This window comes from Mesorhizobium sp. M0590 (assembly GCF_040320905.1).
In the GTDB taxonomy this organism is placed as follows: domain Bacteria; phylum Pseudomonadota; class Alphaproteobacteria; order Rhizobiales; family Rhizobiaceae; genus Mesorhizobium.
In genome coordinates this window covers 107,208-131,527 of sequence record NZ_JAMYQN010000011.1, presented here as the reverse complement: position 1 = coordinate 131,527, position 24,320 = coordinate 107,208, and the positions used below count along the sequence as shown (strand labels likewise).

Here is a 24,320-nt window from a genome sequence, read left to right as displayed (position 1 = left end):
CGGCGTGCGGACGCTCCTGTCCACACCGGGCAGAAGCAGGCACGGGAAGGAGCAAAACATGCGTGACGAACCATCAAATCCATTTCCAGCCGAGAGTCATAATTCGCTCGAGACCAACAAGACGATCGTCCTGGACTTCATCGACAAAGCAGTAAACCAAGGCAACATCGAAGCTGCTTCGATGCATTTTGGCGAACGCTACATCCAACACAATCCGAACATTGCGGATGGTGCGGAAGGCTTCAAAGCCTATCTGCAGCAGCTCAAACAGTCATTTCCCCTCGTGAAGGGAGAGGTGAAGCGGATTTTTGCCGAAGGGGATTTCGTCATCGTGCACATGCACGCAAAACGCGAACCGGAGGAGGAGGGCTTGGCCATTGTCGACATTTTCAGGCTGAAGGACAGCAAGCTGGTCGAACACTGGGAAGTTCGGCAGCCCATCGCGGATAGCAAGCTGCACGCCAATAGCATGATCTGAATGCGGACAGGCTCTCAGGCTGGCTTGTGCCCGCACGTTTCGCTGATTACGCTGCCGGCGGCGGGGCCAGCACCGGGAGACCATCTGTGAGCATCGAATTTCTGTTGACGTCGCTGATTGTCGTGGCTTCGCCCGGCACCGGCGTTCTCTATACGCTGAGCGCCGGGCTTTCACGTGGTGCGCGCGCCAGCATCATTGCCGCTTTCGGCTGCACGCTCGGCATCATTCCGCACATGGCGGCCGCCATCACCGGCCTCGCGGCACTGCTGCATACCAGTGCCGTCGCCTTCGAGACGCTGAAATATCTCGGCGTCGCCTACCTGCTCTACATGGCCTGGAACACGCTGAAGGAGAAGGGCGGCCTGAGCGTCGAAGAAAATGTTGCGCCGCGCTCGGCCGGCAAAGTGATCACTTCGGGCATCCTCATCAACATCCTCAATCCGAAGCTGTCGATCTTCTTCTTTGCCTTCCTGCCGCAATTCGTCAGCACCACCGAACCGCATGCGCTGTCGCAGATGCTGGAGCTCAGCAGCGTCTTCATGCTGCTCACCTTCGTGGTCTTTGTCGGCTACGGCGTTTTCGCGGCGTCAATCCGCAGCCATGTCGTGTCGCGGCCAAAGGTGCTGACCTGGATGCGCCGTACCTTCGCCGGAGCCTTTGTCATGCTCGGCGCCAAACTGGCGCTGGCGGACCGGTAGACAGGAAGGTCGCGGGCAGCGCAAATCTATCCTTTGACATAGCCCATGGCCTCGACGATCTGCCCGTCCGCCACGCGCATCAGGTTGACGCCGCGCAGCGAATTGCCGTCGGCCATCCAGTAGCGCCAGCGGATCGTCGCCCGGTCGCCGGCGGCGAAAGTTTCTTCGATGTCGAAGCGCGTGCCGGGTCCGGTCGCGATCGCCGACCACAGTTCGACGCAGGCGCCCTTGCCGATGCGGCGGGCGCCGTCCGGGGCCGGCGTGGTGTTCTCGATCACGCAATCTTCCGCCACCAGATCGTCGAGCGCCGACGGGTCGTGGCGCTGGAAGACGTCGTTGTAGCGCCGCATGATCTCGGCCGTTTCGGCGGAGCGTTTGGCCGCGGCGATGTCGATGACAAGTTCCTGTGTCATTGGATATTCCTTCCCTTCAGTGATCGGTAGCGGTTTCGACGAGGCGGGCCTTGAGCGTGATCACTGCGACGCCGGCCAGCGCCCGCGACACGAGGCAGCTCTCCTTGGCCGTCTGCGCCAGCCGCTCGAACTCCCCCGCCGCCAGCCCGGCGACGCTTGCCTCGGTCTCCAGCTTGATACGGGTCAGCGTCGGTCCGGCCGCGGTGGCGCCGAGATGCGCTTTCGCGATCGTGCGGATGCGTGCGGGAGTGTAACCTTCGCGGCCGAGGATGGCGCTCAGCGCCATCGAGAAGCAGCCGGCATGCGCCGCGGCAATCAATTCCTCGGGGTTGGTGCCGGGACCGTTCTCGAAACGCGACGGGAACGAGTAGGCGCCTTCGAAGACGCCGCTGCCGAGCTTCAGCCGGCCCGAACCTTCCTTCAACGATCCCTGCCATTGGGCCTCTGCTTCACGAATGGTCATTGTGTCTCTCCTTTGATTTGAGGGGTCGATCAGATTTTGGGGCGGACCAGTCAGGCGCTGTCGACGACCACTTTCCCGAAGACGTCGCCTTGCTGGAAATAGCGATAGGCGTCGTTGGCCTCGTCGAAGGCGAACACCTTGTCGATGACAGGCTTAAGTCGATGCACCGAGATGGCGCGCAGCATGGCTTCGAGGTTGGTGCGATTGCCGACGAACAGGCGGCTGATGGTGGCGAGGCTGCGCTGGTAGACCGGGCCGGGAATCTGCACCGTCCCGCCTTTCGCATCCTGGATGGTGAGAAGCACGATTCGCCCGTAAAGCGCGCAGGCGATCATCGATTGCGCGAAGGTCGGCGGGCCGCCGGTCTCGACGACGAGGTCGATGCCGCCGGTCTGCTCGCGCATCGCAGCACCCCATTCCGGCATGTCGGCGGTCGAGACGACGAGGTCGGCACCCAGCGCCTGCAGCCGGTCCAGCTTCTCGTTGCGCGAGCTGACTGCCACGACACGGCAGCCGAGCAGCTTGGCGAATTGCAGCGCAAATAGCGCGACGCCACCTGAACCGATGACAAGAACCCATTGGCCGGGCTTCGGCATTTCGGCCGCCGTCACGGCATTCCAGGCGGTCAGGCCGGCGCAGGTTAGTGTCGCCGCTTGATGCCAGTCGAGATGATCGGGAAGCCGCACCGCCCATTGCTCGTCGAGCACGGCGTATTCGGCCAGCATCCCGTCCAGCGTGCAGCCAAGCTGGTCGATCAGACCGGCATTGATGCGGCCATCGATCCAGCGCGCAAAATAACTGCCGGTGACGCGGTCGCCGACGGCAAAGCGGGTGACGGCCTCGCCGACGGCAACGACTTCGCCGGCACCGTCGCTCAGCGGGATAACGCCTTGGCGCGGCGCCAGCGGGTAGGTGCCGTTGAGGATCATCGTATCGCGGCGGTTGAGCGAGGTGGCGCGGACACGCACGACGATCTCGTGCGGCTTCGGCGTCGGCTGCGCCTCGTCGCGCATCACCAGGCACTTGGTCCCGCAGGTTCCTTCAAGACGATAACTGCGCATTTGCCTCTCGATATGTAGACTGATCTACATATTATGTAGACCGATTGTCATATTCGAGGCAAGGCCTATAATGCTCACTCCTGACAGAGGTTGACATGGCGAACGACACCCGCACCCGCATACTCGAGACGACCGGGCTGCTGCTGAGGCAGCGCGGCTACCACGGCACGTCGCTCAACGATATTTTGAGCGCCTCAGGCGCACCGAGAGGTTCGCTCTACTTTCACTTTCCGGGCGGCAAGGACCAGCTGGTCATCGAGGTGACGCGCGACAGCGTCGCCGATGTGACGCAGAGGCTGGACGCCGCACTCGCTGCCGAAAAGGATCCGGCGGTGGCTGTCCACCACATTTACCAGTCGGTCGCCCGCATGTTGGAGGACAATCGGTTCACGCTCGGTTGCCCGATCGCGCCCGTGGTGTTGGACTCGCCGACAGACGTGCCGGAACTGGCCGAATTGTGCCGGTCCGCCTTCGAGCAGTGGATAGGCTTGCTCAGGGCGGCCTTCGTCAGGGCAGGGGTGCCCGAGCGCCGCGCGTACGCGCTCGCATTGCTGGTCGAATCATCGCTGGAAGGGCTGATGGTGATCGCACGCGCCACCCACGACCGCGCCCCGGTGCTGGCGGTAGCCGATGAGGTCGCGGCGCTGATTGAGGGGGCATTGCCGGCCAAGAGTGCCGCTGCCGCGGTGCATTGATATCGCCGCTTGAGCCGGGGCAGCCCGCTATGAAGCAAACAAAAAGGGCGGCATCGCTGCCGCCCTTTCCGTAAGCTTGCGAGATTGGCTGGATTAGAAGTCCATGCCGCCCATGCCGCCCATGCCGCCGCCGCCCATGCCGCCAGGCATGCCGCCGCCAGCCGACTCCTTCTTCGGAGCCTCCGCGATCATGGCTTCGGTGGTGACCAGCAGGCCGGCGACCGAGGCCGCGTCCTGCAGAGCCGTGCGCACAACCTTGACCGGATCGACGATACCCATGGCGATCATGTCGCCATATTCGCCGGTCTGGGCGTTGTAGCCGAAGGTTGCCCCCTTGTTCTCAAGGATCTTGCCGGCAACGATCGATGCTTCCGCACCGGCGTTGGCCGCGATCTGGCGGGCCGGAGCCTGCAGCGCGCGGCGCACGATGTTGATGCCGGCGGCCTGGTCGGAGTTGGCGCCGGTTGCCTTGATGCTCAGCGAAGCGCGCAGCAGTGCGACGCCGCCGCCGGGAACGATGCCTTCTTCGACGGCCGCGCGGGTCGCGTTGAGGGCGTCATCGACGCGGTCCTTCTTTTCCTTGACTTCCACTTCGGTCGCACCGCCGACGCGGATGACGGCAACGCCGCCCGCCAGCTTGGCGAGACGTTCCTGCAGCTTCTCCTTGTCGTAGTCCGAGGTGGTCTCCTCGATCTGCTGCTTGATCTGGGCGACGCGGCCCTGGATTTCGGCCTTCTTGCCGGCGCCGTCGACGATGGTGGTGTTCTCCTTGGAGATCGACACCTTCTTGGCGCGGCCGAGCATGTTCAGGCCGACATTCTCGAGCTTGATGCCGAGGTCTTCGGAAATGACCTGGCCACCGGTGAGGATGGCGATGTCTTCCAGCATGGCCTTGCGGCGATCACCGAAGCCCGGCGCCTTGACGGCAGCGATCTTCAGGCCGCCACGCAGCTTGTTGACGACCAGCGTGGCCAGGGCCTCGCCTTCGACATCTTCCGAGATGATGACCAGCGGCTTCGAGGTCTGCACGACGGCCTCGAGGATCGGCAGCATGGCCTGCAGGTTGGAGAGCTTCTTCTCGTGGAGAAGAATGTAGGCGTCTTCCAGATCCGCAACCATCTTCTCGGCGTTGGTGACGAAGTAGGGCGAGAGATAGCCGCGGTCGAACTGCATGCCTTCAACGACTTCAAGCTCGGTCTCGGCGGTCTTTGCTTCCTCGACGGTGATGACGCCCTCATTGCCGACCTTCTGCATCGCTTCCGCGATCATCGAGCCGACCGACACGTCGCCATTGCCGGCGATAGTGCCGACCTGGGCAACCTCTTCCGAGGTCTTGATCTTCTTGGCGTTCTTGATCAGCGTCGCGACGACGTCGGCGACGGCGAGGTCGATGCCGCGCTTGAGGTCCATCGGGTTCATGCCGGCGGCAACCGACTTGTGGCCTTCCTGGACGATCGATTGTGCCAGAACGGTCGCGGTGGTGGTGCCGTCGCCGGCGATGTCGTTGGTCTTCGAAGCAACTTCGCGGACCATCTGCGCGCCCATGTTTTCGAACTTGTCCTCAAGCTCGATTTCCTTGGCGACGGTGACGCCGTCCTTGGTGATGCGCGGTGCGCCGAACGACTTGTCGATGACGACGTTGCGGCCCTTGGGGCCGAGCGTGACCTTCACCGCGTCGGCGAGGATGTTGACGCCGCGCAGCATGCGCTCACGAGCGTCGCGGGAGAATTTTACGTCTTTGGCAGCCATTTTTAGCTCCTGGCAGGGGCTTGGATTGAGCCCGAAGATTTAAACGAGGGTGAGGCCGATATTCAGCCGATGATGCCCATGATGTCGGATTCCTTCATGATCAGAAGGTCTTCGCCATTGAGCTTGACTTCGGTGCCCGACCACTTGCCGAACAGGATGCGGTCACCGGCCTTGACGTCCAGCGGGACGAGCTTGCCGGCTTCGTCGCGGGCGCCGGAACCGACGGCGATGATCTCGCCTTCCTGCGGCTTTTCCTTAGCCGTATCGGGGATGATGATCCCGCCCGCGGTCTTGGATTCGGATTCGACCCGACGAACGACCACGCGGTCATGAAGCGGGCGGAACTTCGACTTTGCCATTTTTTATTCCTCGATGAGAATGGTGAGAACAGTTCCTCCGTCCGGCGGCGCCGGACATGTGGTTAGCACTCATCTTGGGGGAGTGCTAACGTGGCGCTGAAATAGGCTGGCAGCTCGTGCGAGTCAAGGCGCCCGCTGGGCATAATCAGGACAATTGCTTCAAACGGATACTTGACCAAGTCAACTAAATCGCTGATCTTGCCGGGAGGAGGATGCCATGACCATTCATCATCACCCAGGCAAGGAGCGGATCGACGCGGTGCGGGCCTTCAACCGCTTCTACACCCGCCAGATCGGGCTGCTCGACGAAGGGCTGCTGAAAAGCACCTTCTCGCTGACCGAGGCGCGGGTGCTCTATGAGCTGGCGCATCGCGATGGCCTGACCGCCACCGACCTTGCGCGCGATCTCGGCCTCGATGCCGGTTATCTCAGCCGGCTGCTGAAGAAGTTCGAGGAGCGTGATCTGGTCGAGCGCGCCACGATCGAGGCGGATGCGCGGCGCTCATCGATCGCGCTGACCAAGGCCGGGCGGCAGGCCTTCGCGCCGCTGAACCAGGGTTCGCACGACCAGGTCGCGGCTTTGCTCGAACGGCTTCCAGTTCCCGAACAGGACAGGCTGGTCAAGGCCATGCAGACGGTGCAGCGTTTGCTGGGCGGAAGCGCCGAACCCAAAATTCCCTATATGCTGCGGCCCCTGCAAGTCGGCGACATCGGCTGGATCATTCATCGCCAGGGCCTGCTCTACGCGCAGGAATATGGCTGGGACGAAACCTATGAAGCGCTGGTCGCCGAAATCCTCGGTGCCTTCGTCAAATCCTTCGATCCGAAATGGGAACGCAGCTGGATCGCCGAGCGGGAAGGGGAGGTCGTCGGCTCGGTCTTCGTCGTGCGCCAGTCGGACGCGGTGGCGAAGTTGCGCCTGCTCTATGTCGAGCCGTCGGCGCGCGGCCTCGGCATCGGCAAGCGGCTGGTCGAGGAATGTGTCGGCTTTTGCCGCGCCAGGGGCTACAGGACACTGACGCTGTGGACCAACGACGTGCTCGCCGCCGCTCGCCACATCTATGAGGCTGCGGGCTTTAAATTGACCAACGAGGAGCGCCACCATTCCTTCGGCAAGGATCTGGTCGGCCAGAACTGGAATTTGGAGCTGTAGCAGCGCCGCAGAATTTCGAGCATCGGCCTGGGGCGGTCGCTCAGGTCGCAGGCTTAATGTTTTGGTTCAAGCGAAAGAAATTGGTGGGATCATACTTGTTCTTTAGTGCGGCCAACCTCGGATAATTCTCGCCGTAAGCCGCCAGAACCCGATCAGTGCCCTCTTCGCCGAGATTATTGGCGTAGACGCCGCCGGTCGAGAACGGTCTCATTGCATCCCACAGGTCGCGCGCCCATCGGATGTGCGTTTCGTCGTCAGACGGATTGTCCCAGATCGATATCGGGAAGCAATCGTAAAGTGCATCTCTGTTGGCGTAGGGCGTTCCGTCCATCGGTACTCGCGAGATGGCGCCGCCAACCTGCTGCAGGACTAGAAGCGATTCGCTGGGTGCAGTCATGTAAGCCGCAAGCATGGTATCGATCGCCTGATCTGTGATTTCGCGCATGAACTGCGCCTTCCAGTAGTAGCGCCGCCCGCGCGGAAAGAGGCTGTCCCCGGCCGATTGGATTTGAAGATAGGGGACAGGAGCAATCCGGCGCTCAACTGGCGTGCCATACTCTCTCAGAGGTTGAATGATTTGCTGGCCTTCGTCGAGTGGGCCGATGTAGCACGCCGATATGCTGAAGAAGCGTTCGCCCGAGGGCGCCGTCACAAGTGCTGCATCCAGGCTCAGCTCATCCGGGGCGCCGCTCGAGAACGCACGATAGAACCGCATCGCTTCGCGTGCCTCTTCGTAGCGGTATAGCATCGATCCCGCGATGAGGAGCGGACCCACGGGATGGAGCTTGTATTCGAAGGTGGTGACTATTCCGAAATTGCCGCCGCCGCCCCGAATGCCCCAGAACAAATCTGCATTTTCGGCCGCGTTTGCCGTGACCAACCGGCCGTCCGCCGTCACGATTTCGACAGCGACAAGGTTGTCGCAGCTCAGTCCATGTTTGCGGCCAAGCTTGCCGAACCCGCCGCCGAGTGTCAGTCCGGCTATGCCGGTATCCGCATTGACACCCATGGTCGTCGCAAGACCATGGGCCTGTGTGGCTGCGTCGAACTCGCCCAGGTTTAGGCCGGCTTCTGCGCGCGCAACACGGCGGATCGGGTCGACTTCGATCCGCTTCATGCGTGACACATCGATCACCAAGCCGCCGTCGCATACCGAACTGCCGGCGACGTTATGACCACCGCCGCGGACGGCGACGAGGAAGCCTTGCGATCGGGCGAAGTTGACGGCCGTGACGACATCGCTGGATTCGGCGCAATAGAAGACAGCCGCCGGCCTCTTATCGACCATGCCATTCCAAACTCTGCGCGCCTGGTCATAGCCAGGGTCGTCCGGAAGGATCAGATCGCCGCGAATCGCCTGCCTGAGCCGGGCGATATCTGGCGCCTGCAACGTCGGCTCGGAACCGTCTATAAGCTTGAACATGCTCATCGAGGGATACCCTTCGTGATCCAGCATTGGACAGGACGCTGTCGTTCACCGGATCATAATGATCTCATGCGGCGCCATTCGCTGCAAAATCGAATATCTCAGTCGCTGGATGAGCTAAATTCATCTAAACTGCCTGGATGAGAAAACTTCCGCCGCTCGGGTCGCTTCGCGCCTTCGAAGCCGCTGCCAGGCTGATGAGCTTCAGGAAGGCCGCGACGGAACTCGGAGTGACGCCAACGGCCATCAGCCACCAGATTCGATTGCTGGAGGAGGTCTGTGGGCAACTGCTGTTCCGGCGGCGCCCACGACCGCTCGTGCTCACAGGCGTGGGCGAACGGCTATTCCCGGTAATTTGCAGCGGCTTCGACGCTTTCGCTGCGGCAATAGCATCAGCCTCGGCCGGAGTTGGCCATCGCCCGTTGCGCGTGACGAGCCCAAATGCATTTGCCAGCCGATGGCTGGTTCCGCGCCTGTCGAAGTGGCGCGAACAGCATCCGAACATTCCACTGGAGATCATCGGGACAGACGCCGTTCTGGACCTGCGAGCCGGTGACGCCGACGTCGCGATCCGCTATGCGCGCAGGATGCCGCGGGATGTTCCCGCGCAGGAAATTTTTCGGGACGCATTCTTTCCGGTATGCAGCCCGGAGCTGTTCGCAGGAGGCGACCGACAGATCGAGCGCGCCGCCGATCTGCTGCAATACCCGCTCATCCATTTCAATTGGACGAACCGCGACCCGGAAGCGCCGACTTGGCAACGATGGCTGGCGATCGCACGCTCGATCGATCCCAGCATCCCCAATGCCAACCAGGCATGGGACCTAAGCTTCCGCGAAGAGCTGCACGCGATTGACGCGGTAGCGGCAGGCCAAGGTATCGCTATCTGCAGCGATGTGGTCGTCAGTGGCGAACTCGAGGCTGGCAGGCTAGTCAAGGCACATGATCTCTGTCTGCCAGGCTATGGCTTTTACCTTGCCTGCGTAGCCAATCACTCCCGACAAGCGCATATCGAAGCGTTTTCCGCCTGGATGAGATCGATAGTCTGAGCATCTGAACGCCGATCTTCTGCATGCTCGTCACAAGCGCCCGGCGTAATAAATTGCTAACCACGATCGCCCTGCACCGACTGCCATGCACACATGCCGGCTTCTGGCCCAATCCGGCTCCTTGAATTATGAGCACGCTTATTATATATGTCGCTCATGGTTTCCGACGGCATCGACAGATTGGGCTTTTTGATCCACGACGTGCAGCGCCTGATGCGCAAGCGCTTCGAGGCGCGCGCCAGTGGTTTCGGCCTTTCTTCGGCGCAATGGCGGCTTCTGGTACGTGTCGCCAAGGAGGCGGGTGTTGCGCAGGCGCGGCTTGCTGAGCTTCTCGAAATCGAGCCGATCAGCGTCTCGCGTCTTGTCGATCGCATGGAGGAGGGCGGCTGGATCGAGCGCCGTCCCGACGCAACCGACAGGCGAGTGCGCATGATTTTCCCGACCGCCAAGGCGAACGCGGCCTACGCCCACGTCAAGAGCCTTGCCGGCGAGGTTTATGAGGAATCGCTCGTTGGCGTTTCGCCGGAAGATCGCCGCGTCCTGGTCAGGGCGCTGGAGACAATGGTGCAGAATCTTGCAGATGGTGAGACGCCGCCCCCGGAAAAAGTGAAGAATACGGAAGGCGCAGCAGCATGAACGCGGTAGCCAAACTAGATGAGAATGCGGCCAAGCTGGAGATGGAAGCTCCCGCGAAGCCGGCGGCAGTTCCGGTAACGGTCGCTCCGCAGATAGCTCCGGCGCCGGTGGCGCCGAAGAAGAAGCGCCGTGCCGGCCGCTTCCTTTTGATGTTTGTGCTGCCCGCTGCGTTGATCGCCGGCGGCAGCTATGTCTGGGTGACCGGCGGCCGCTATCAGGAGACCGAGAACGCCAATCTGCAGCAGGCCAAGGTGTCGATAGCCGCCGATACGGCGGGCCGCATCGTTCAGGTCGACATTTTCGACAACCAGTCTGTCAAGCAGGGCGACGTGTTGTTCGCTATCGATCCCGAGCCCTACCGGATCGCATTGGCCCAGGCCGACGCGGCGGTGGCCGGCGCACGGCTCAATGTCGAGCAGCTGCGTGCGGCCTACAGCCAGGCGCTGGCGCAGGAGAAGTCCGACGAAAGCCAGGTCCAGTACGCGCAGTCGCAATATGACCGCGCCGCCGACCTTGCCCAGAAGGGCATCAACGCCAAGTCGTCTCTGGACGAAGCCAAGAACGACCTCGACAAGGCGAAGCAGCAGCTGGCCGTGGCCCAGCAAGGGATCGTCAGCGCCAAGGCGGCACTTGGCGGCAATCCCGACATCGAGACCGACAAGCATCCAACGGTAATGGCGGCGCTCGCCGCACGCGACAAGGCGGCCTACGATCTGGTCCAGACCACGGTCAAGGCACCTGCCGACGGCATCATCAGCCAGGCCGCTTCGTTCAAGGTCGGCCAGTATGTCGGTTCGGGCACGCCGCTGTTTTCGCTGGTCGAGACCGGCGACACCTGGGTCGACGCCAATTTCAAGGAAACCCAGCTCACCAACATGAAGCCGGGCCAGAAGGCCGAAATCGTGGTCGATACCTATCCGGGCAAGACGTTCGAAGCCACCGTCAAGGCGATCGGCGCCGGCACCGGGGCCGAGTTCTCGCTGCTGCCCGCGCAGAACGCCACCGGCAACTGGGTCAAGGTCACGCAGCGCATTCCGGTCCGCCTGGAATTGGCCGATGCCGACGCCAAGACGGCGCTGCGCACCGGCATGAGCGCGACGGTCACGGTGGACACCGGCGTTTCCCGCGGGCTGCCGAGCATTTTCCGCCGCGCCACGGCAGGCGAGGCCAGGTAAAGAGGCCTGGTAGCGGCCGCATAGCAAACAGCGAGATGGATGCAGGATTGGTCCGAGGGAGGCGCAGGAAAAGTTGAATGCGTGGACGGGCTGCGCTGTAGCCTGCCTGAGCAGACAACGCCGCGCAGGATCTTCGGTCCTCAGGTTTCCGGGCGGCAGGCGCCCGCTTTGTCGAGACGCTCAGTCGATGTAACCCCCACATCGATGCTCGCGTCCCACCGCGATGAGGGTCTCTCTACAGCGGGGCCTCGCCGTCCGGAAACCTAATGTACACGTTTTTGTTACCTGCTGGAAGTTTTACGTCATGAGCAGCCCAGAACCCTTTCGCGAAGTACCGCACCGCGGCCTGATCACAGTTGCGCTCATGCTTGCGACGATCATGCAGGCGCTCGACACGACGATCGCCAACGTTGCGCTGCCGACCATGACCGGCGATCTCGGCGCCTCCCCCGACAACATCAACTGGGTGTTGACCTCCTACATCGTTGCCGCCGCGATCATGACGCCGGTGACCGGCTGGCTGGCCGACCGCTTCGGTCGCAAGGAGCTGTTCCTGACGGCCGTGGTCGGTTTCACCGTCTTTTCAATGCTGTGCGGCATCGCCTGGAGCCTTGAGACCATCGTTTTGTTCCGGCTCATGCAAGGCGTGTTCGGCGCGGCCATCGTGCCGCTGTCGCAGACCTTCCTGCTCGACATCAACCCCAGGGAACGCCACGGCCAGGCCATGGCTATCTGGGGCGCGGGCATCATGCTGGGACCGATCCTTGGCCCGACGCTGGGTGGCTGGCTGACCGAGAATTTCAACTGGCGCTGGGTGTTCTTCATCAACCTGCCGGTCGGCATCATCGCCTTCCTCGGCATGGCCGCATATCTTCCCAGCGTCGCCCGGCGGGTGCGCAGCTTCGATTTCTTCGGCTTCACCATGCTCTCGCTCGGTGTCGGCGCGCTGCAGCTGATGCTCGATCGCGGCGGCGAGGTCGACTGGTTTTCCTCGATCGAGATATGGATCGAGCTTGGTCTTTCCATCACCGGCTTCTGGGTATTCACCATCCACACGTTGACGGCGGAGCACCCCTTTATCGACCCCAAGATCTTCCTCGATCGCAATTTCGTCACCGGGCTGGCGTTCATCTTTGTCATGGGCGTGCTCATCCTGGCGAGCATGTCGCTGCTGCCGCCAATGCTGTCGACCATCTTCGGCTATCCGACCCTCACCATCGGCGTCGTCCTGGGGCCGCGCGGTGTCGGCACGATGATCGCGATGCTGTTCGTCGGGCGGATCATGCACAGGATCGATGCCAGGATCCTCGTCGTCATTGGCTTCCTGCTGACCGCGCAATCGCTCTACACGATGTCGAGCTTTTCGCCGCAGATGGACAACTGGCTTATCCTCAGTTCCGGCGTGATCCAGGGCCTTGGAATGGGAATGGTGTTCGTGCCGCTGTCGACCGTGGCTTTCGCCACGCTCGACGCACGTTTCCGCACCGATGCAACGGCGCTGTTCAGCCTGGTGCGCAATCTTGGCTCGTCGATCGGCGTATCGGTGGTGACGGTTCTGCTGGTACGCAACACGCAGATCAACCACGCCGAGCTCTCGGCCTATATCAATCCGTTCAATCCCAACCTCTGGGCGGCATCGCCGGCAGCGGCGGGCGGCGATGCGACGGCGCTGTCGCTGATGGATCGCATGGTCAATATCCAGGCGATGATGATCTCCTACGTCAATGATTTCAAGCTGCTGATGATGATGACACTGCTTGCTGTCCCCTTTGTTTTCCTGCTGCGCAAGCCAAAGGCTGCGCCGCCCGCCGGTGGGGCGCCTGCCGCGCATATGGACTAAGTCTCACGGCTCCGGCACCGCGACCGGCTCACGGCTTCCGTTGCCTGTGCCGGTAGCGTCGGTTCACCTGCCATTAGTATATCCGGACCAATATGCAGTCGCTTTTGGGTTGAAGGCGAGCCTCCTTTGCTTGCCTCAAGCATCAGCGGGAGGAATTGTGTTTGGCCACGAAGTCATCCAGGCAAACCGCCGACGCGCCCGAATCCGCAAATTTGACGACGCTGGCACAACTGGCGACTGCCTCATATGAGGCCCTCGAGCGCGAGCTTCGCGCCACGATTGCGGCACTTCAGGACCAGGCACTGCGGTTCCAGACCGCGATAGAGAACATCTCGCAAGGCATCTGTTTCTTTGATGCCGATGAACGGCTGATCCTGTGCAATCGACGCTATGCGGAAATCTATCGCCTTGCACCGGAGCAATTGCAGCCGGGTGCGGCGCTGCGCGAAATCGTCGAGCGGCGCGTCGCTGTCGGAACCTCGGCAATGAATGCGGACGCTTATCTGGCGTTGGCCCGGGCAGTCAATTCGGGCGCGGCTTCGGGGAACTGGACAGCCGAGCTCGCCGATGGCCGGACAATTCAGGTCTGCCATCAGCCGATGCCTGACGGCGGCTGGGTGGCCACGCATGAGGACATCAGCGAGCTCAGCGCCAACCGCTTGGTCGTCGACGAGCGTATCTCCTTGCAGACGCTGATCGACCTGGTGCCTGACTACATGTGGGTGAAGGACACCGAAAGCCGCTTCGTCGTCGCCAACCGAGCCATTGCGTCCGACAGCGGTCGAGACAGCACGAGCGACATGATCGGTCTGAGCGACTTCGACCTTCACGCGCCGGATCTTGCGCAGAAATTTCGCGTCATCGAGCAGCAACTGATGCGCGACGGACAGCCGATGATCGACGAGGAGGAGTTCGTCGTCGATGCGTCAGGCACCGGCAAATGGTTCCTGTCTACGAAACTGCCGTTGCGCAACGTTCAGAACAACATTTTCGGCCTCGTCGGCATTGCCCGCGACATCACTGCGCGCAAGCAGGCCGAAATCCTTCGCGACGGGCAGACGCATATCCTCGAGATGATCGCAAAGAGCGCTCCCCTCGAAGACGTGCTCGAGCGGCTCATGCGTCTGGTCGAGTCCCAACTGGCGGGGATATTCGGTTCGGTCTTGCTGCTCGACAAGGATGGCAGCCACTTGCGCCACGCCGCCGCGCCGAGCCTGGCGAGAGACTACACCGACGCCGTCGACGGCGCCGCGGTAGGCCCAAGGGCAGGGTCTTGCGGTACCGCAGTCTATCGGCGCGAGCCGGTGATTGTCGCTGACATCATGCAGGATCCGCTTTGGCAGGACTATCGCGAACTCGCGCGGCCACACGGTTTGCGTTCATGCTGGTCGACGCCGATCCTGTCGCATCAGGGCGCCGTGCTCGGCGTTTTTGCGATGTATTCTGTGACGGTGCGCGAACCGACCGAGGCCGAGACTCGCCTCATCGATTTCACCACGCGCATCGCCGGGATCGCCATCGAACGCAAACAGGCCGAAGACCGGATCCACTTCATGGCCAATCATGACGTGCTGACCGGGCTTCCCAATCGCGCCTTGTTGGAGGACCGGCTTTCACAGGCGGTCTTGTACGCCCAGCGATACGATCGCTGGGTGACGGTGGTGTTCATCGATCTGGACAATTTCAAATTCGTCAACGACACGCTCGGCCACAATGCCGGCGACGAGCTCCTGAAAATCGTCGCAAGTCGCATGGTCGACTGCGTCCGGGCGACCGATACCGTCGTGCGACTTGGCGGCGACGAATTCGTCGTCGTGCTTTTCGACCAGCCGGCGAACGTCGATCTCGTTTCCGAGACCTTGCAAAAGCTCAGGGCTGCACTCGCCGAGCCGGTTCGGCTCGGAGCGCATCTTGTGCGGGCGACGGCCAGTATCGGCATTGCCAACTATCCCAAGGATGGAACGGATCCCGATACGCTGCTGGCAAATGCCGATGCGGCCATGTATCGCGCCAAGGAGTTCGGCCGCGATAATTTCCAGTTTTACGCTCCGGAGTTCAACACCAGGGCGCATGAAAAATTCGTGCTTCAGGAAGAGTTGCGAAACGCCTTGGCGCGTTCGGAATTCACGCTGCTCTACCAACCGCAGGTGGACCTTCGGTCAGGTCGGGTTTTTGCGGTCGAGGCGCTGATACGCTGGAACCACCCAACGCTTGGCACGGTAATGCCGACGATGTTCATCCCGACCGCCGAGGAGACAGGTCTGATCGTATCGATCGGCGACTGGGTTCTGCATGAGGCGTGCCGGCAGAACAAAGCCTGGCAAGACGCAGGACTGCCGCCCTTGACCGTTTGCGTGAATGTGTCGGCGCGGCAATTCAGGGAGCGCAACCTGATCGATCGCATCGTCAGCGCGCTGAAGGACAGCGGCCTGGAGGCCAGGTATCTCGAGCTGGAGGTGACCGAGAGCCTTATCATGCAGGATATCGAGCTGGCGGTCGCCACCATGAACGCCCTGCAAAGCCTGGGTGTCCAGATCTCGATCGATGATTTCGGCACCGGCTATTCCAGCCTCAGCGCACTCAAGACCTTTCCCGTGGCGCGGCTGAAGATCGACAAGTCCTTCATCAAGGATCTCGCCGCCGACGAGAACGATCAGGCTGTGGCCAGCGCGGTGATTTCATTGGGGCAAAATCTCAACCTGAGGGTCATCGCCGAGGGCGTTGAGACAGATGATCAGGTGGCTTTCCTGCGCAGGAACAATTGCGACGAAATGCAGGGCTATCATTTCAGCAGGCCGGTTTGTGCGCAGGACGTCGAGGAATTGCTCGGCGGCGGCCGCAAAGACTGACGGGTCGGCCATCCTGCAGGCTTCCGCCGACCAAATGGCGGAAATTATCTACCGAGCACAAGGCACCAATAGCGAAGCGTGCTGTCGCGGCCGTCGCGCACATAGGCGAGGCCGAAGCGGGTGAAGCGCGGGTCGAGCATGTTGCGGCGGTGGCCTGGCGAATGCACCCAGATATCAAACAGCTTCTGCTGGTCGAAGCGGCCTTCGGCGATGTTTTCGGCGGCAGCGCCGGCAATGCCATTGTCTTTGACGCGCGAGGCAAAGTCCTTGCCCCAGCCGGTGGTGTGGTTCATTCGGCCGCCGCGCGCCATATAGCCGGCCTGCTGGAGCGCCGCCTGCTCGAGCGGCGCATCGGGGACAAGCGGCCCGAGACCCGCCGAAGCGCGGATGCCGGCCAGCGTGCCGGCGGCGGAAGCAGAGACACCGGCGCTTTCGCCGGTAGGCAGCACGGCGGTTGCGCATCCGGTGAGCCCGGCAAGGGCGCCAAGGCCGGCAGCTTTGAGCAGCACGCGCCTGCTTAGGCTTGGTTGGGCCTCATAATTTTCGATTTTCGTAACGGTCATGCCCGCCTGACATAACCGCGATCATGGCTTTTGCCGGGCAGGGCGGTGAAAATGCGTGATGATGGTTTCGACGTGATGGCACTGTGTCAGATTGATTTCACTGCTCAATCGAAACAGGCTTGCTCGGATGGCGGCATTCGCCCAGGCGGCTGTTCGGGCTCGATACGCCCAGGGGCTCGATACCCAGTCAGGCATTCACGGACCGAGAGTTTCTTTTGCCCCATCTTTGCGGCTTGACGAGCGCTGGCGAGGTATCCTCGGTTGCAAATTTTCTCTGGGGGATATCGCTTGCAGTGACGACCGGAGCGATTCGTACGCCTGAGCACCAAGCAGCCTCCGGTATTGGTCTTCGAGACGCTGATTGAAATCGTGGACGGTCCGGATCACCGCAAGCGCCGCGTTAGTTGCAACGATTAATTTGGCCCGTCGGTCGTTCGGATCATGCGAGCGCCGAACATAACCGAGGCGCTCCAGTTCATCGATCAACTCACCCATCGATGCTTTGCCAATGCCCGCACGCTCTGCGAGGACGCTGGGTCGGGTTCCCTCCGCGTCGATGTTGGCGAATACAGCGCCGTGTTTGGGCTTGATTGCCGAATGGCCGCTCTCCCGGAGAACCTGGACCAAAGCGCTCGCCGACGATTGATAAGCATAGAGAAGCAGAGACTGCGTGTATGGCTGATTATCCATCTTTCCAAACTTATATGGTGCCCATATAGTATGGCAACCGAACTATATGACAGGAGATCAGCATGGCTACCGGTAACATCCGAACTGAAGGGGTGGAAAGTGTCGCGCACAGGCTGATCGAAGCTTGGAATCGTCACGATGCTCGCGCCTTTGCCGCCGTATTCGCGGCAGATGCCGAGTTTACAAACGTCTTCGGTATGCAGGCGACTGGACGTGACAAGATCGAGCAGTTCCATGCCCCAATTTTTGAGAAGATGTTCAAGCACAGCCATCTATCCGCCGAAAGCGTGCGGAACAAGCTTGTTCGCCCTGATGTTGCCACGCTCGACCTGCGGTGGTCCATGACTGGCGCGCTCGATCCGATGGGAAACGAATGGCCGCGTCGGCGCGGATTAATCAGCGTAGTGGCGACGCGGGATCATGATGAATGGTTGATTGCAACGATGCACAATATGGAACTTGGGGACGATCAAATGGCAAAGTCTCAGGAGAAACTTCAAGAGGATAAGTAGGCTCTTCATTCATGTCAGAATCGAAAGCGACAGCCATCCAGCATAGTCAAGCCGATCTGATCGGGCAATGAGATCGAACGGCGGGTCAGGTGATCGGGATTGGCGAGCTATGCTACAGGAGTTGGTGCTGGATGGCCCGTGCCTTGTCCGGTTTGGCCGACCACAATGGCGCGCCTCATAGCCGGTCGCCTTGGTCTTGCGGGATCTAATGTATGAACGGCTTGGAGCGCTGGGCTCTCGCCGGCAGTTCTTGGCGGCGCGGTGATCGCCGGTCGGCTATTCCGCCGCCACGAGTTTGGTTTCCGGCGTCGATGTAGCCCGGCTGGCCCGATCGTCCTCGGTATCTTCCCACCAATCGCCCAGGGCGTCGATGAGCGGCACAAGCTTGAGACCGGGCTCCGTCAGGTCGTAATCCACGTGTAGCGGATAGCCGGCATGCGCTGTTCGCCGCACAATCCCGGCTTCCTCCAGCTTGCGTAGTTCGAGCGCCAGGATGCGGTGCGACACTGTCGGATTGTCACGCCTCAGGTCGCTGAAGCGCTTGGTACCGTCCTTGAGGTAGTAGAGCAGCAAGGTGGGCCAGCGACCGCTGAGCACACGCATGGTCTCCTCGATCGGGCAGCGTGAGACGACATCTTTCATGGCGGGGACCTGGTTACAGAATAGTGCGTAATTTACATGGGGCGACCAGCGTTTAGGGTCAAGTTTCGCTGCGCAGCGTGATCCCTAAATCATGGAAGAGACAAAGAAATGGAACCTATTCTCCTTTACGGCTTCCCGCTGGGAAGTTCGATGGGGCTTGTCGCTGCTTTTGAACGCCTCGAACAACGCTACCGCCTGTGTCGTGTCGACATGCTCTCTGAGATGAAGAACGATGCCTATGCCAGCATCAACGGCCGTCAGGAAACGCCGGTGTTGATCACGGACGAGGGCAGGGTGCTCACCGAGACCATGGCGATTGCCGCCTGGCTCGAAGCCCGCGACACGCAACGCCGTATCAGCTTCGATCCTCGCTCGCCGGAGGGCGACCGGATGCATCAGCTGATGGCTTTCGTGAACACCGGTTTCACCGCCGCCTTCACCCCTCTCTGGGCTGCATATGAAATGGAATCGGCGGAACCGGTGCTGCTGACAACCTTGCGTGGCTTTGGCCGCAAGATCGTTACAAACCGCCATGACCAGCTCGAGGCGATGATCGCCGACACGGACTTTCTGGTCGGCGATCGGCTGACGCTTGCCGATACCACGCTGATTGGCGTGGCGCGCTGGGCGGAGTTCCACCAGGCGGTCGACAGCGCGACCTACCCCAAGCTGGCCGCGTTGCGCGGCAGGATCGAAGCCGATCCGGCCGTGCGTTACGCACAGGCCATCGAGGGTGGCGAAAAGCCGGCGGGTTCGGGTGCCTGTCTTGGCCATGTCCCGCTGGCCGAAGTGATCGATCGTTTCGCTGCCTAGCTTTTGTCACGCATCTCAGCCGCGCGGCGCCAAAGTGTGGTGCCGCGCGGTGACCGCCCGTGGCTTTAGCCGGGCAGGGCAAACAATCCGTGCACGATTAGTCAGGTGATCAGGTGGGATGCGTTGACACGCATCCAGTCGGCCAGCGAATCCAGCGTGCCACGCAAGGTTCCACCCAGCGGCGTTATCTCATACTCCACGCGCGGCGGCATCTCGGCATAAACCCTCCGATAGACCAGACCGCGATGTTCGAACAGGCGCAACTGCCGCGTGAGCTCCTTTTGCGTAATCGGTGCGACGGCCCTCTGGAGCTCGCCGAAGCGGATCGGACAACCGGTGACGATCAGGCGATAAAGAATGGGAATGGCCCATTTTCCCGAAACCAGATTGACGAAATCGATCATCGGGCAACGATCGGTCGTGCCATTTCCGCCTTCGACTGGCGTTACCTCGATGGCTTTTGCCTGCGCCATGAAATTATTTCCTTTAGTACCCGTTCGGTGCCTACTATACAAAGCATACTATCGTGTCGACAATGCCATTCTCATCGTCTTTGGGAAGGCAAATCATGGGTCGCTTGAAAGGCAAATATGCCCTCATTACCGGGGCAACCAGTGGCATCGGTCTCGAAACCGCGCGCCAGTTCCTGGCCGAGGGTGCGACGGTGGCAATCACTGGCAGGAGCCCGTCCGGGCTGGAAGCTGCGCAGCGCGAGCTGGGCGGATCGGCGCAGGTGATCAGGAATGATGCCGGCAACCTCGCCGATCAGCGTGCGCTTGCCGCCGAACTCGCGCAGTGCTGGCCTCGGCTCGACATACTGAACATCAACGCCGGCGATGTGATGCATCAGCCCCTGCAGGATTGGGACGAGGTGGTCTATGACCGTCTGATGCAGACCAATCTCAAGGGGCCGTTCTTTTTGATCCAAGCCCTGTTGCCGATGTTCTCCAACCCGTCATCGATCATCCTGTGCGGTTCGGTCAGTGCCCATATCGGCCTGCCCCAGAGTAGCGCCTACGCCGCCAGCAAGGCTGGCCTCCTGTCGTTGGCGCGCACCCTCTCGGGTGAGATGATCGAGCGCGGTATTCGCGTCAATGGCCTCAGCCCCGGGCCGACCGAGACGCCGGCCTTGGGCAAGCTGGGTCTGCCCGAAGCGGACGAGAAGGCGCTTGGCGATCAGATACGCGCGCTAGTGCCGATCGGCCGGATGGGCAAACCCTGGGAACTCGCCAAGGCGGCGGTGTTTCTAGCATCGGATGAGTCGAGCTTCGTCGTTGGCACGGAACTGCTCGTCGATGGTGGCGTCGGAAATCTATAACCGGGATTTACCATCGTGACCATCGACTTGGCGACAATCACCCCTAAATCGACTATCATAGTGCTTATACGAGAAGTGGCAGCTACGGGCGGCCATCCTGGCGGCGGCCGTCCCGACCCACGGGAGAAAGGTTATGGCCGGCTTTCATGTCATGGCGGACGCACGTGGAATGCATGTACAGCCCACGGTGCGCCGCATCAGCACCGAGGATCTGCTCGATGCGCTCCGTCTCGGCGTAGAGGATTTTTGGGCCAAGCCGTCGCATTATGTGTTCCTGTGCCTGATCTATCCGGTGGTCGGCCTGATCCTGACGCAGTGGACCTCGGGCTCGAACGCCATCCAACTCATCTATCCGCTGATGTCCGGGTTCGCTTTGGTCGGTCCGTTCGCCGCTATCGGCCTTTACGAAATCAGCCGCCGGCGCGAGTTCGGCATGGATACATCCTGGTGGCATGCGCTCGACGTGCGCCACTCGCCGGCGCTGCCCGCGATTGCAGTCATCGGTATCATGCTGGTGGTACTGTTCCTGCTCTGGCTGTTCACCGCGCAATCGATCTACACCAGCCTGTACGGCAATCAGCCTCCGGCCTCTATCGTCGGCTTTATTCGCGAAGTGCTGACGACCAGCAAGGGCTGGACGCTGATCCTGCTCGGCAACCTAGCCGGGTTCGCCTTCGCCGCGATCGTGCTGGCGACGACTGTCGTCGCCTTTCCGCTGTTGCTCGATCGCGACGTCGGCGCGGTCTCGGCAGTCGAGACGTCGGCGCGTGCAGTTATGACAAACCCGCTGCAGATGGCGCTGTGGGGCCTGATGGTCGCCGTGCTCCTGGTCATCGGCTCGATCCCGCTATTTGCCGGGCTTGCCGTCGTCATGCCCATCCTTGGCCACGCGACCTGGCATCTCTACCGCAGGGTGGTCGAACCGGAGCGGGCACAGCAGGTCAGGCGGCCGATGTAGGACCGATCAGCGTTGCGCGTCGGTTGCCATCTTGACGGCCAGCGCGGTCAGCACCGTGCCCATCATCCAGCGCTGGATCACCAGCCATAGCGGCCGCCCGGCGAGGAAGATGGCGATCGAGCCGGCCGTCACCGCGATGATGGCGTTGACGGTCAGGCTGATCGCGACCTGCGTGGCACCGAGCACCAGAAGCTGCGACAGCACGTGGCCCTTGCCGGGGCTGATGAATTGCGGCAGCAGCGACAGATAGAGCACTGCCACCTTCGGGTTGAGCAGGTTGGTCATCAGGCCCATGGCGAACAGCTTGCGCGGCCTGTCTTTCGGCAGTTCGCGGATCTGGAAGGGCGAGCGCCCGCCGGGCTTCACCGCTTGCCAGGCGAGCCACAGCAAATAAAGCGCGCCGGCAAGGCGCAGCACATCATAGGCAAAGGGCACGGCGAGCAGCAGCGCGGTGATGCCGAACGCCGCCGACAGCACGTAGAACAAAAAACCGAGCGCCACACCGCCCAGCGAGATCAGCCCGGCCTTCGGCCCTTGCGACAGCGAGCGCGAGATTAGATAGATCATGTTCGGGCCGGGCGTCAGCACCATGCCGAGGCAGACCAGCGCAAAGGCAAGGTGGTTGGCGGGTTCAGGCAAGAGCGCATCTCCGGATGAGGACACTCACCACATGCTTCCATCACCCGCAAGGGCATGAGGGCAGGAGCCTTTGCGCCAGTGCGCCGGGGCCCCTGCCTTAGTCGCCAATCCCATCGCCTTCAGCCGACGATGCGCAGGTTCGACAATTCGTTGGCGATTTCCTTGAAATTGTCCGACAGAGTCGCGCCCGTCGCATTCCAGAACAGCTTGGCCGGCTTGCTCGGGTCGGCCGAATCCTTGCGGAAGCGCGAATCCGACGAACACGCCTTCAGCGCATCGATTGCCTTCTTGTCGCTGGCATCTGTGGGCGACAGGTCGAGCGCCACCGTCATCACCAGAATGTTCGAATTCTTTGCATTGGCGCAGAGCGTTTTCATCTGCTCGTCGAGTGCTGCCGTGTAGTTGGCACCGGTATAGGTGGTCTTGCCGATATCGGTGCTGGTATTCATGAACAGGCGGGTTACGCTTCCAGATCCCGGATAGGTCAGCCCAGTGTAGCCGTAGGCGGCGTAGGTCGACCTGTTGTTGGCGTAGCTGCCGTCGCTGACGGCACTATAAGTATTGGCTCCGTCGGTCAGCACCACGACCACCTTGTCGTTGCCCCTCTCGCTGTTCGGCCGACCATCGGTGAACGGTGGGTTGCTCGATACAGTTCGCCAGCCCCAGGCAAGGCCCTCCGGCACGTTGGTGTTGCCGTTCGGCGCCATGGCGTCGATGGCGTCCTTGATCTCCTGCTTCTCTGCGTCCTGGCTGACGTCCTTCAACGGCGTGATGGGGTTGGTGGTGCAGGAGGAATTCGGCCCATCGCCCGCGGCTGCGGATTGCGAACCGTATGGTTTTACCAGGAAATATTTGCGCATGTCAGACTGGCGCTGGGAAGCCGTAGGACCGGCGACATAGGGCCAATCGGCCCACCAGTTGTTACCGTAATTGTAGGACGTGCCGATGACGTCGTTGATGCCGTCACGGTTGAAATCGAGCCACAGAGTGCCAGCCTCATCCGGGGCGAACATCGGCACGAAAAGCGTGGCCGGCGCGGCTGTATCGGGCGTGGTGTCGTCGACATTGTAGGGATATGGCCGTGCTTCGACGCAACCTTGCCAGCTCGCATAGCGGCTTGTGGTGTAGATATATTCCGGTGCGCTCCAGTGGCCGTACTGGCAGGTGCCGTTCTTCTTGTATGTGTCGCAGACATATTGCTTCGAATTGGGTACCTCTTCGCGGCCCGATTCGACCGTCATGTCGGCGTAGAGGCTGAAACGCGTCAGCGGCTGGTCCTTGGTCTCGGCCCAGCCGGTGCCGCGCTTGTACCAGACGCCGTTGAGCTTCTCGGCATATTTGTCCGGATTGTTGGCGGCACTCATCGTCGTCCAGTCGAAATCCTCGTGCTGGATCGGGGAGATGCCGTCCTGATCCATCCAGCCGTCCTGGTCGTGGGTAGGGCCGACATTGACCGAAGCCGCAAACGGCACGAGAGAAAACTGCACCGGTTTGGTGATCTGCTTCATCTGCTGCGCCTGAAGCGCCAGCGTATCGACAAGCTGCTTGGCGGCCGACTTCAGCAGGTCTATTCGCTTCTCGCCGGTGCCGGAGCCGAGATCGCTCATCGAGCCGGAATTATCCAGCACAAGCGCGACTTCGAGGGTGTTCTTGAGGCGGAGTTCCGAACATTCGGTGAAGGTCGTGTCGCTTGCCGTGCCGCCGATCAGCACGCTGGCGGCCGGTAGAAAATAGGGGTGGAAGGTGAGGCCGGCGCAGAGCTTCAAGGTGCCGCCGCCGGCATTGTTGTTGGGCAGCGTGACGGTCAGCGCTGTGTTCGCCGGGTCGATACGTGCGAGATTGGTTTCGAAAAATGTCTTGGCGTAGGCCTTGACGTCGTCGTCGCTGGCGCCGGCAACGATCTGCTGGGCGGCGGCGATGCCGGCCGCGTCAAGGGCATTCAGCGTTTCGTGCTTCTGGCGCAACAACTCCCCGTAATCGACGCTGAGCGCCAACCCGCCCATCAGCGGTACAATGGTGATTGCGGTCATTAAGGAGTAGTTGCCACGTCTGTCGCGTCGGAAATTTCCGATCATTGCCTTCAGCATTCCCGCCCGCCCCGTTTTTTTTCCGGACGATGCCACGCATTTTTAAATTTCCGA

The 24,320-nt window shown here is 61.5% G+C and carries 25 protein-coding genes; 13 read left to right on the top strand and 12 right to left on the bottom strand.

Annotated elements, in window-relative coordinates:
- Positions 1-58: 58 nt before the first annotated feature.
- A complete protein-coding gene (locus NKI52_RS19480; protein ID WP_352517837.1) occupies positions 59-478 on the top strand; it encodes a nuclear transport factor 2 family protein in 420 nt (139 codons plus the stop codon).
- Positions 479-564: 86 nt separating this feature from the next.
- Positions 565-1,176: a LysE family translocator gene (locus NKI52_RS19475; RefSeq protein ID WP_352578272.1), complete on the top strand. Its 612-nt coding sequence runs from the start codon at positions 565-567 to the stop codon at positions 1,174-1,176.
- 26 nt (positions 1,177-1,202) lie between these two features.
- Here NKI52_RS19475 and NKI52_RS19470 read toward each other — a convergent pair whose 3' ends face one another.
- Genes NKI52_RS19470 through NKI52_RS19460 form a run of 3 tightly spaced genes read right to left on the bottom strand, consistent with a single transcriptional unit; the run spans position 1,203 to position 3,113 of the window.
- Positions 1,203-1,589 carry a nuclear transport factor 2 family protein gene (locus NKI52_RS19470; RefSeq protein WP_352699153.1) on the bottom strand — a complete coding sequence of 129 codons (387 nt, stop codon included), beginning with the start codon at positions 1,587-1,589 and terminating at the stop codon, positions 1,203-1,205.
- Positions 1,590-1,605: 16 nt separating this feature from the next.
- A complete protein-coding gene (locus NKI52_RS19465) occupies positions 1,606-2,052 on the bottom strand; it encodes an OsmC family protein (protein WP_352699151.1) in 447 nt (148 codons plus the stop codon).
- Positions 2,053-2,102: 50 nt separating this feature from the next.
- A complete protein-coding gene (locus NKI52_RS19460; RefSeq protein WP_352699149.1) occupies positions 2,103-3,113 on the bottom strand; it encodes a zinc-dependent alcohol dehydrogenase family protein in 1,011 nt (336 codons plus the stop codon).
- 95 nt (positions 3,114-3,208) lie between these two features.
- Here NKI52_RS19460 and NKI52_RS19455 point away from each other — a divergent pair, with 95 nt between their 5' ends.
- Entirely contained in the window at positions 3,209-3,808 is a 600-nt protein-coding gene (locus NKI52_RS19455) for a TetR/AcrR family transcriptional regulator (RefSeq protein ID WP_023677598.1), read from the top strand.
- Positions 3,809-3,901: 93 nt separating this feature from the next.
- Here NKI52_RS19455 and groL read toward each other — a convergent pair whose 3' ends face one another.
- Together groL and groES are read right to left on the bottom strand one after the other, a co-directional pair.
- On the bottom strand, positions 3,902-5,557 hold the full coding sequence (gene groL / locus NKI52_RS19450; protein ID WP_352541606.1) for a chaperonin GroEL: 1,656 nt from the start codon (positions 5,555-5,557) through the stop codon (positions 3,902-3,904).
- Between the two features lie 62 nt (positions 5,558-5,619).
- Positions 5,620-5,916, bottom strand: coding sequence for a co-chaperone GroES (groES, locus tag NKI52_RS19445; protein WP_006203049.1), 297 nt, complete (start codon positions 5,914-5,916; stop codon positions 5,620-5,622).
- A gap of 217 nt (positions 5,917-6,133) precedes the next feature.
- On the opposite strand from groES, the gene NKI52_RS19440 reads away from it, so the two are divergent.
- Positions 6,134-7,069 carry a bifunctional helix-turn-helix transcriptional regulator/GNAT family N-acetyltransferase gene (locus NKI52_RS19440; RefSeq protein ID WP_352569757.1) on the top strand — a complete coding sequence of 312 codons (936 nt, stop codon included), beginning with the start codon at positions 6,134-6,136 and terminating at the stop codon, positions 7,067-7,069.
- Between the two features lie 40 nt (positions 7,070-7,109).
- On the opposite strand, the gene NKI52_RS19435 is transcribed toward NKI52_RS19440, so the two are convergent.
- Positions 7,110-8,498 carry an FAD-binding oxidoreductase gene (locus NKI52_RS19435; RefSeq protein ID WP_352569759.1) on the bottom strand — a complete coding sequence of 463 codons (1,389 nt, stop codon included), beginning with the start codon at positions 8,496-8,498 and terminating at the stop codon, positions 7,110-7,112.
- Positions 8,499-8,635: 137 nt separating this feature from the next.
- On the opposite strand from NKI52_RS19435, the gene NKI52_RS19430 reads away from it, so the two are divergent.
- From NKI52_RS19430 to NKI52_RS19410, 5 genes are all read left to right on the top strand, one after another.
- Positions 8,636-9,544, top strand: a complete 909-nt coding sequence (locus NKI52_RS19430) for a LysR substrate-binding domain-containing protein (RefSeq protein ID WP_352699146.1) — start codon at positions 8,636-8,638, stop codon at positions 9,542-9,544.
- 156 nt (positions 9,545-9,700) lie between these two features.
- Positions 9,701-10,180 carry a MarR family winged helix-turn-helix transcriptional regulator gene (locus NKI52_RS19425; RefSeq protein WP_352699213.1) on the top strand — a complete coding sequence of 160 codons (480 nt, stop codon included), beginning with the start codon at positions 9,701-9,703 and terminating at the stop codon, positions 10,178-10,180.
- Entirely contained in the window at positions 10,177-11,355 is a 1,179-nt protein-coding gene (locus NKI52_RS19420) for an HlyD family secretion protein (RefSeq protein WP_352699144.1), read from the top strand. Before NKI52_RS19425 ends, NKI52_RS19420 begins: the two co-directional genes overlap by 4 nt.
- A gap of 304 nt (positions 11,356-11,659) precedes the next feature.
- Complete coding sequence (locus tag NKI52_RS19415) at positions 11,660-13,195, top strand: DHA2 family efflux MFS transporter permease subunit (protein ID WP_352699142.1); 1,536 nt, start codon at positions 11,660-11,662, stop codon at positions 13,193-13,195.
- Positions 13,196-13,356: 161 nt separating this feature from the next.
- Positions 13,357-16,044: an EAL domain-containing protein gene (locus tag NKI52_RS19410; protein ID WP_352699140.1), complete on the top strand. Its 2,688-nt coding sequence runs from the start codon at positions 13,357-13,359 to the stop codon at positions 16,042-16,044.
- Positions 16,045-16,088: 44 nt separating this feature from the next.
- On the opposite strand, the gene NKI52_RS19405 is transcribed toward NKI52_RS19410, so the two are convergent.
- Together NKI52_RS19405 and NKI52_RS19400 are read right to left on the bottom strand one after the other, a co-directional pair.
- Positions 16,089-16,607, bottom strand: a complete 519-nt coding sequence (locus tag NKI52_RS19405; RefSeq protein ID WP_352569762.1) for a CAP domain-containing protein — start codon at positions 16,605-16,607, stop codon at positions 16,089-16,091.
- Between the two features lie 195 nt (positions 16,608-16,802).
- The gene (locus NKI52_RS19400; protein ID WP_051406070.1) at positions 16,803-17,297 is read right to left on the bottom strand and encodes a MarR family winged helix-turn-helix transcriptional regulator; all 495 of its coding nucleotides are present in this window, start codon (positions 17,295-17,297) and stop codon (positions 16,803-16,805) included.
- A 62-nt stretch (positions 17,298-17,359) separates the two neighbouring features.
- Here NKI52_RS19400 and NKI52_RS19395 point away from each other — a divergent pair, with 62 nt between their 5' ends.
- Positions 17,360-17,809, top strand: a complete 450-nt coding sequence (locus NKI52_RS19395; protein WP_352569763.1) for an SgcJ/EcaC family oxidoreductase — start codon at positions 17,360-17,362, stop codon at positions 17,807-17,809.
- A 276-nt stretch (positions 17,810-18,085) separates the two neighbouring features.
- Here the strand turns inward: NKI52_RS19395 and NKI52_RS19390 are convergent, their stop codons facing one another.
- A complete protein-coding gene (locus NKI52_RS19390) occupies positions 18,086-18,451 on the bottom strand; it encodes a winged helix-turn-helix transcriptional regulator (protein WP_023674333.1) in 366 nt (121 codons plus the stop codon).
- A gap of 108 nt (positions 18,452-18,559) precedes the next feature.
- On the opposite strand from NKI52_RS19390, the gene NKI52_RS19385 reads away from it, so the two are divergent.
- Positions 18,560-19,264 (top strand): glutathione S-transferase family protein, encoded by a 705-nt coding sequence (locus NKI52_RS19385; RefSeq protein ID WP_352569764.1) that lies wholly within the window; start codon positions 18,560-18,562, stop codon positions 19,262-19,264.
- A 101-nt stretch (positions 19,265-19,365) separates the two neighbouring features.
- On the opposite strand, the gene NKI52_RS19380 is transcribed toward NKI52_RS19385, so the two are convergent.
- Entirely contained in the window at positions 19,366-19,737 is a 372-nt protein-coding gene (locus NKI52_RS19380; RefSeq protein WP_352569765.1) for a winged helix-turn-helix transcriptional regulator, read from the bottom strand.
- A 95-nt stretch (positions 19,738-19,832) separates the two neighbouring features.
- On the opposite strand from NKI52_RS19380, the gene NKI52_RS19375 reads away from it, so the two are divergent.
- A complete protein-coding gene (locus NKI52_RS19375) occupies positions 19,833-20,582 on the top strand; it encodes an SDR family oxidoreductase (RefSeq protein WP_352569766.1) in 750 nt (249 codons plus the stop codon).
- Between the two features lie 133 nt (positions 20,583-20,715).
- On the top strand, positions 20,716-21,540 hold the full coding sequence (locus NKI52_RS19370; protein WP_352569767.1) for a DUF2189 domain-containing protein: 825 nt from the start codon (positions 20,716-20,718) through the stop codon (positions 21,538-21,540).
- 6 nt (positions 21,541-21,546) lie between these two features.
- Here NKI52_RS19370 and NKI52_RS19365 read toward each other — a convergent pair whose 3' ends face one another.
- Together NKI52_RS19365 and NKI52_RS19360 are read right to left on the bottom strand one after the other, a co-directional pair.
- The gene (locus tag NKI52_RS19365) at positions 21,547-22,179 is read right to left on the bottom strand and encodes a LysE family translocator (protein WP_023674336.1); all 633 of its coding nucleotides are present in this window, start codon (positions 22,177-22,179) and stop codon (positions 21,547-21,549) included.
- A gap of 119 nt (positions 22,180-22,298) precedes the next feature.
- Positions 22,299-24,254 (bottom strand): pilus assembly protein TadG-related protein, encoded by a 1,956-nt coding sequence (locus tag NKI52_RS19360; RefSeq protein ID WP_352699211.1) that lies wholly within the window; start codon positions 24,252-24,254, stop codon positions 22,299-22,301.
- Positions 24,255-24,320: the final 66 nt, after the last annotated feature.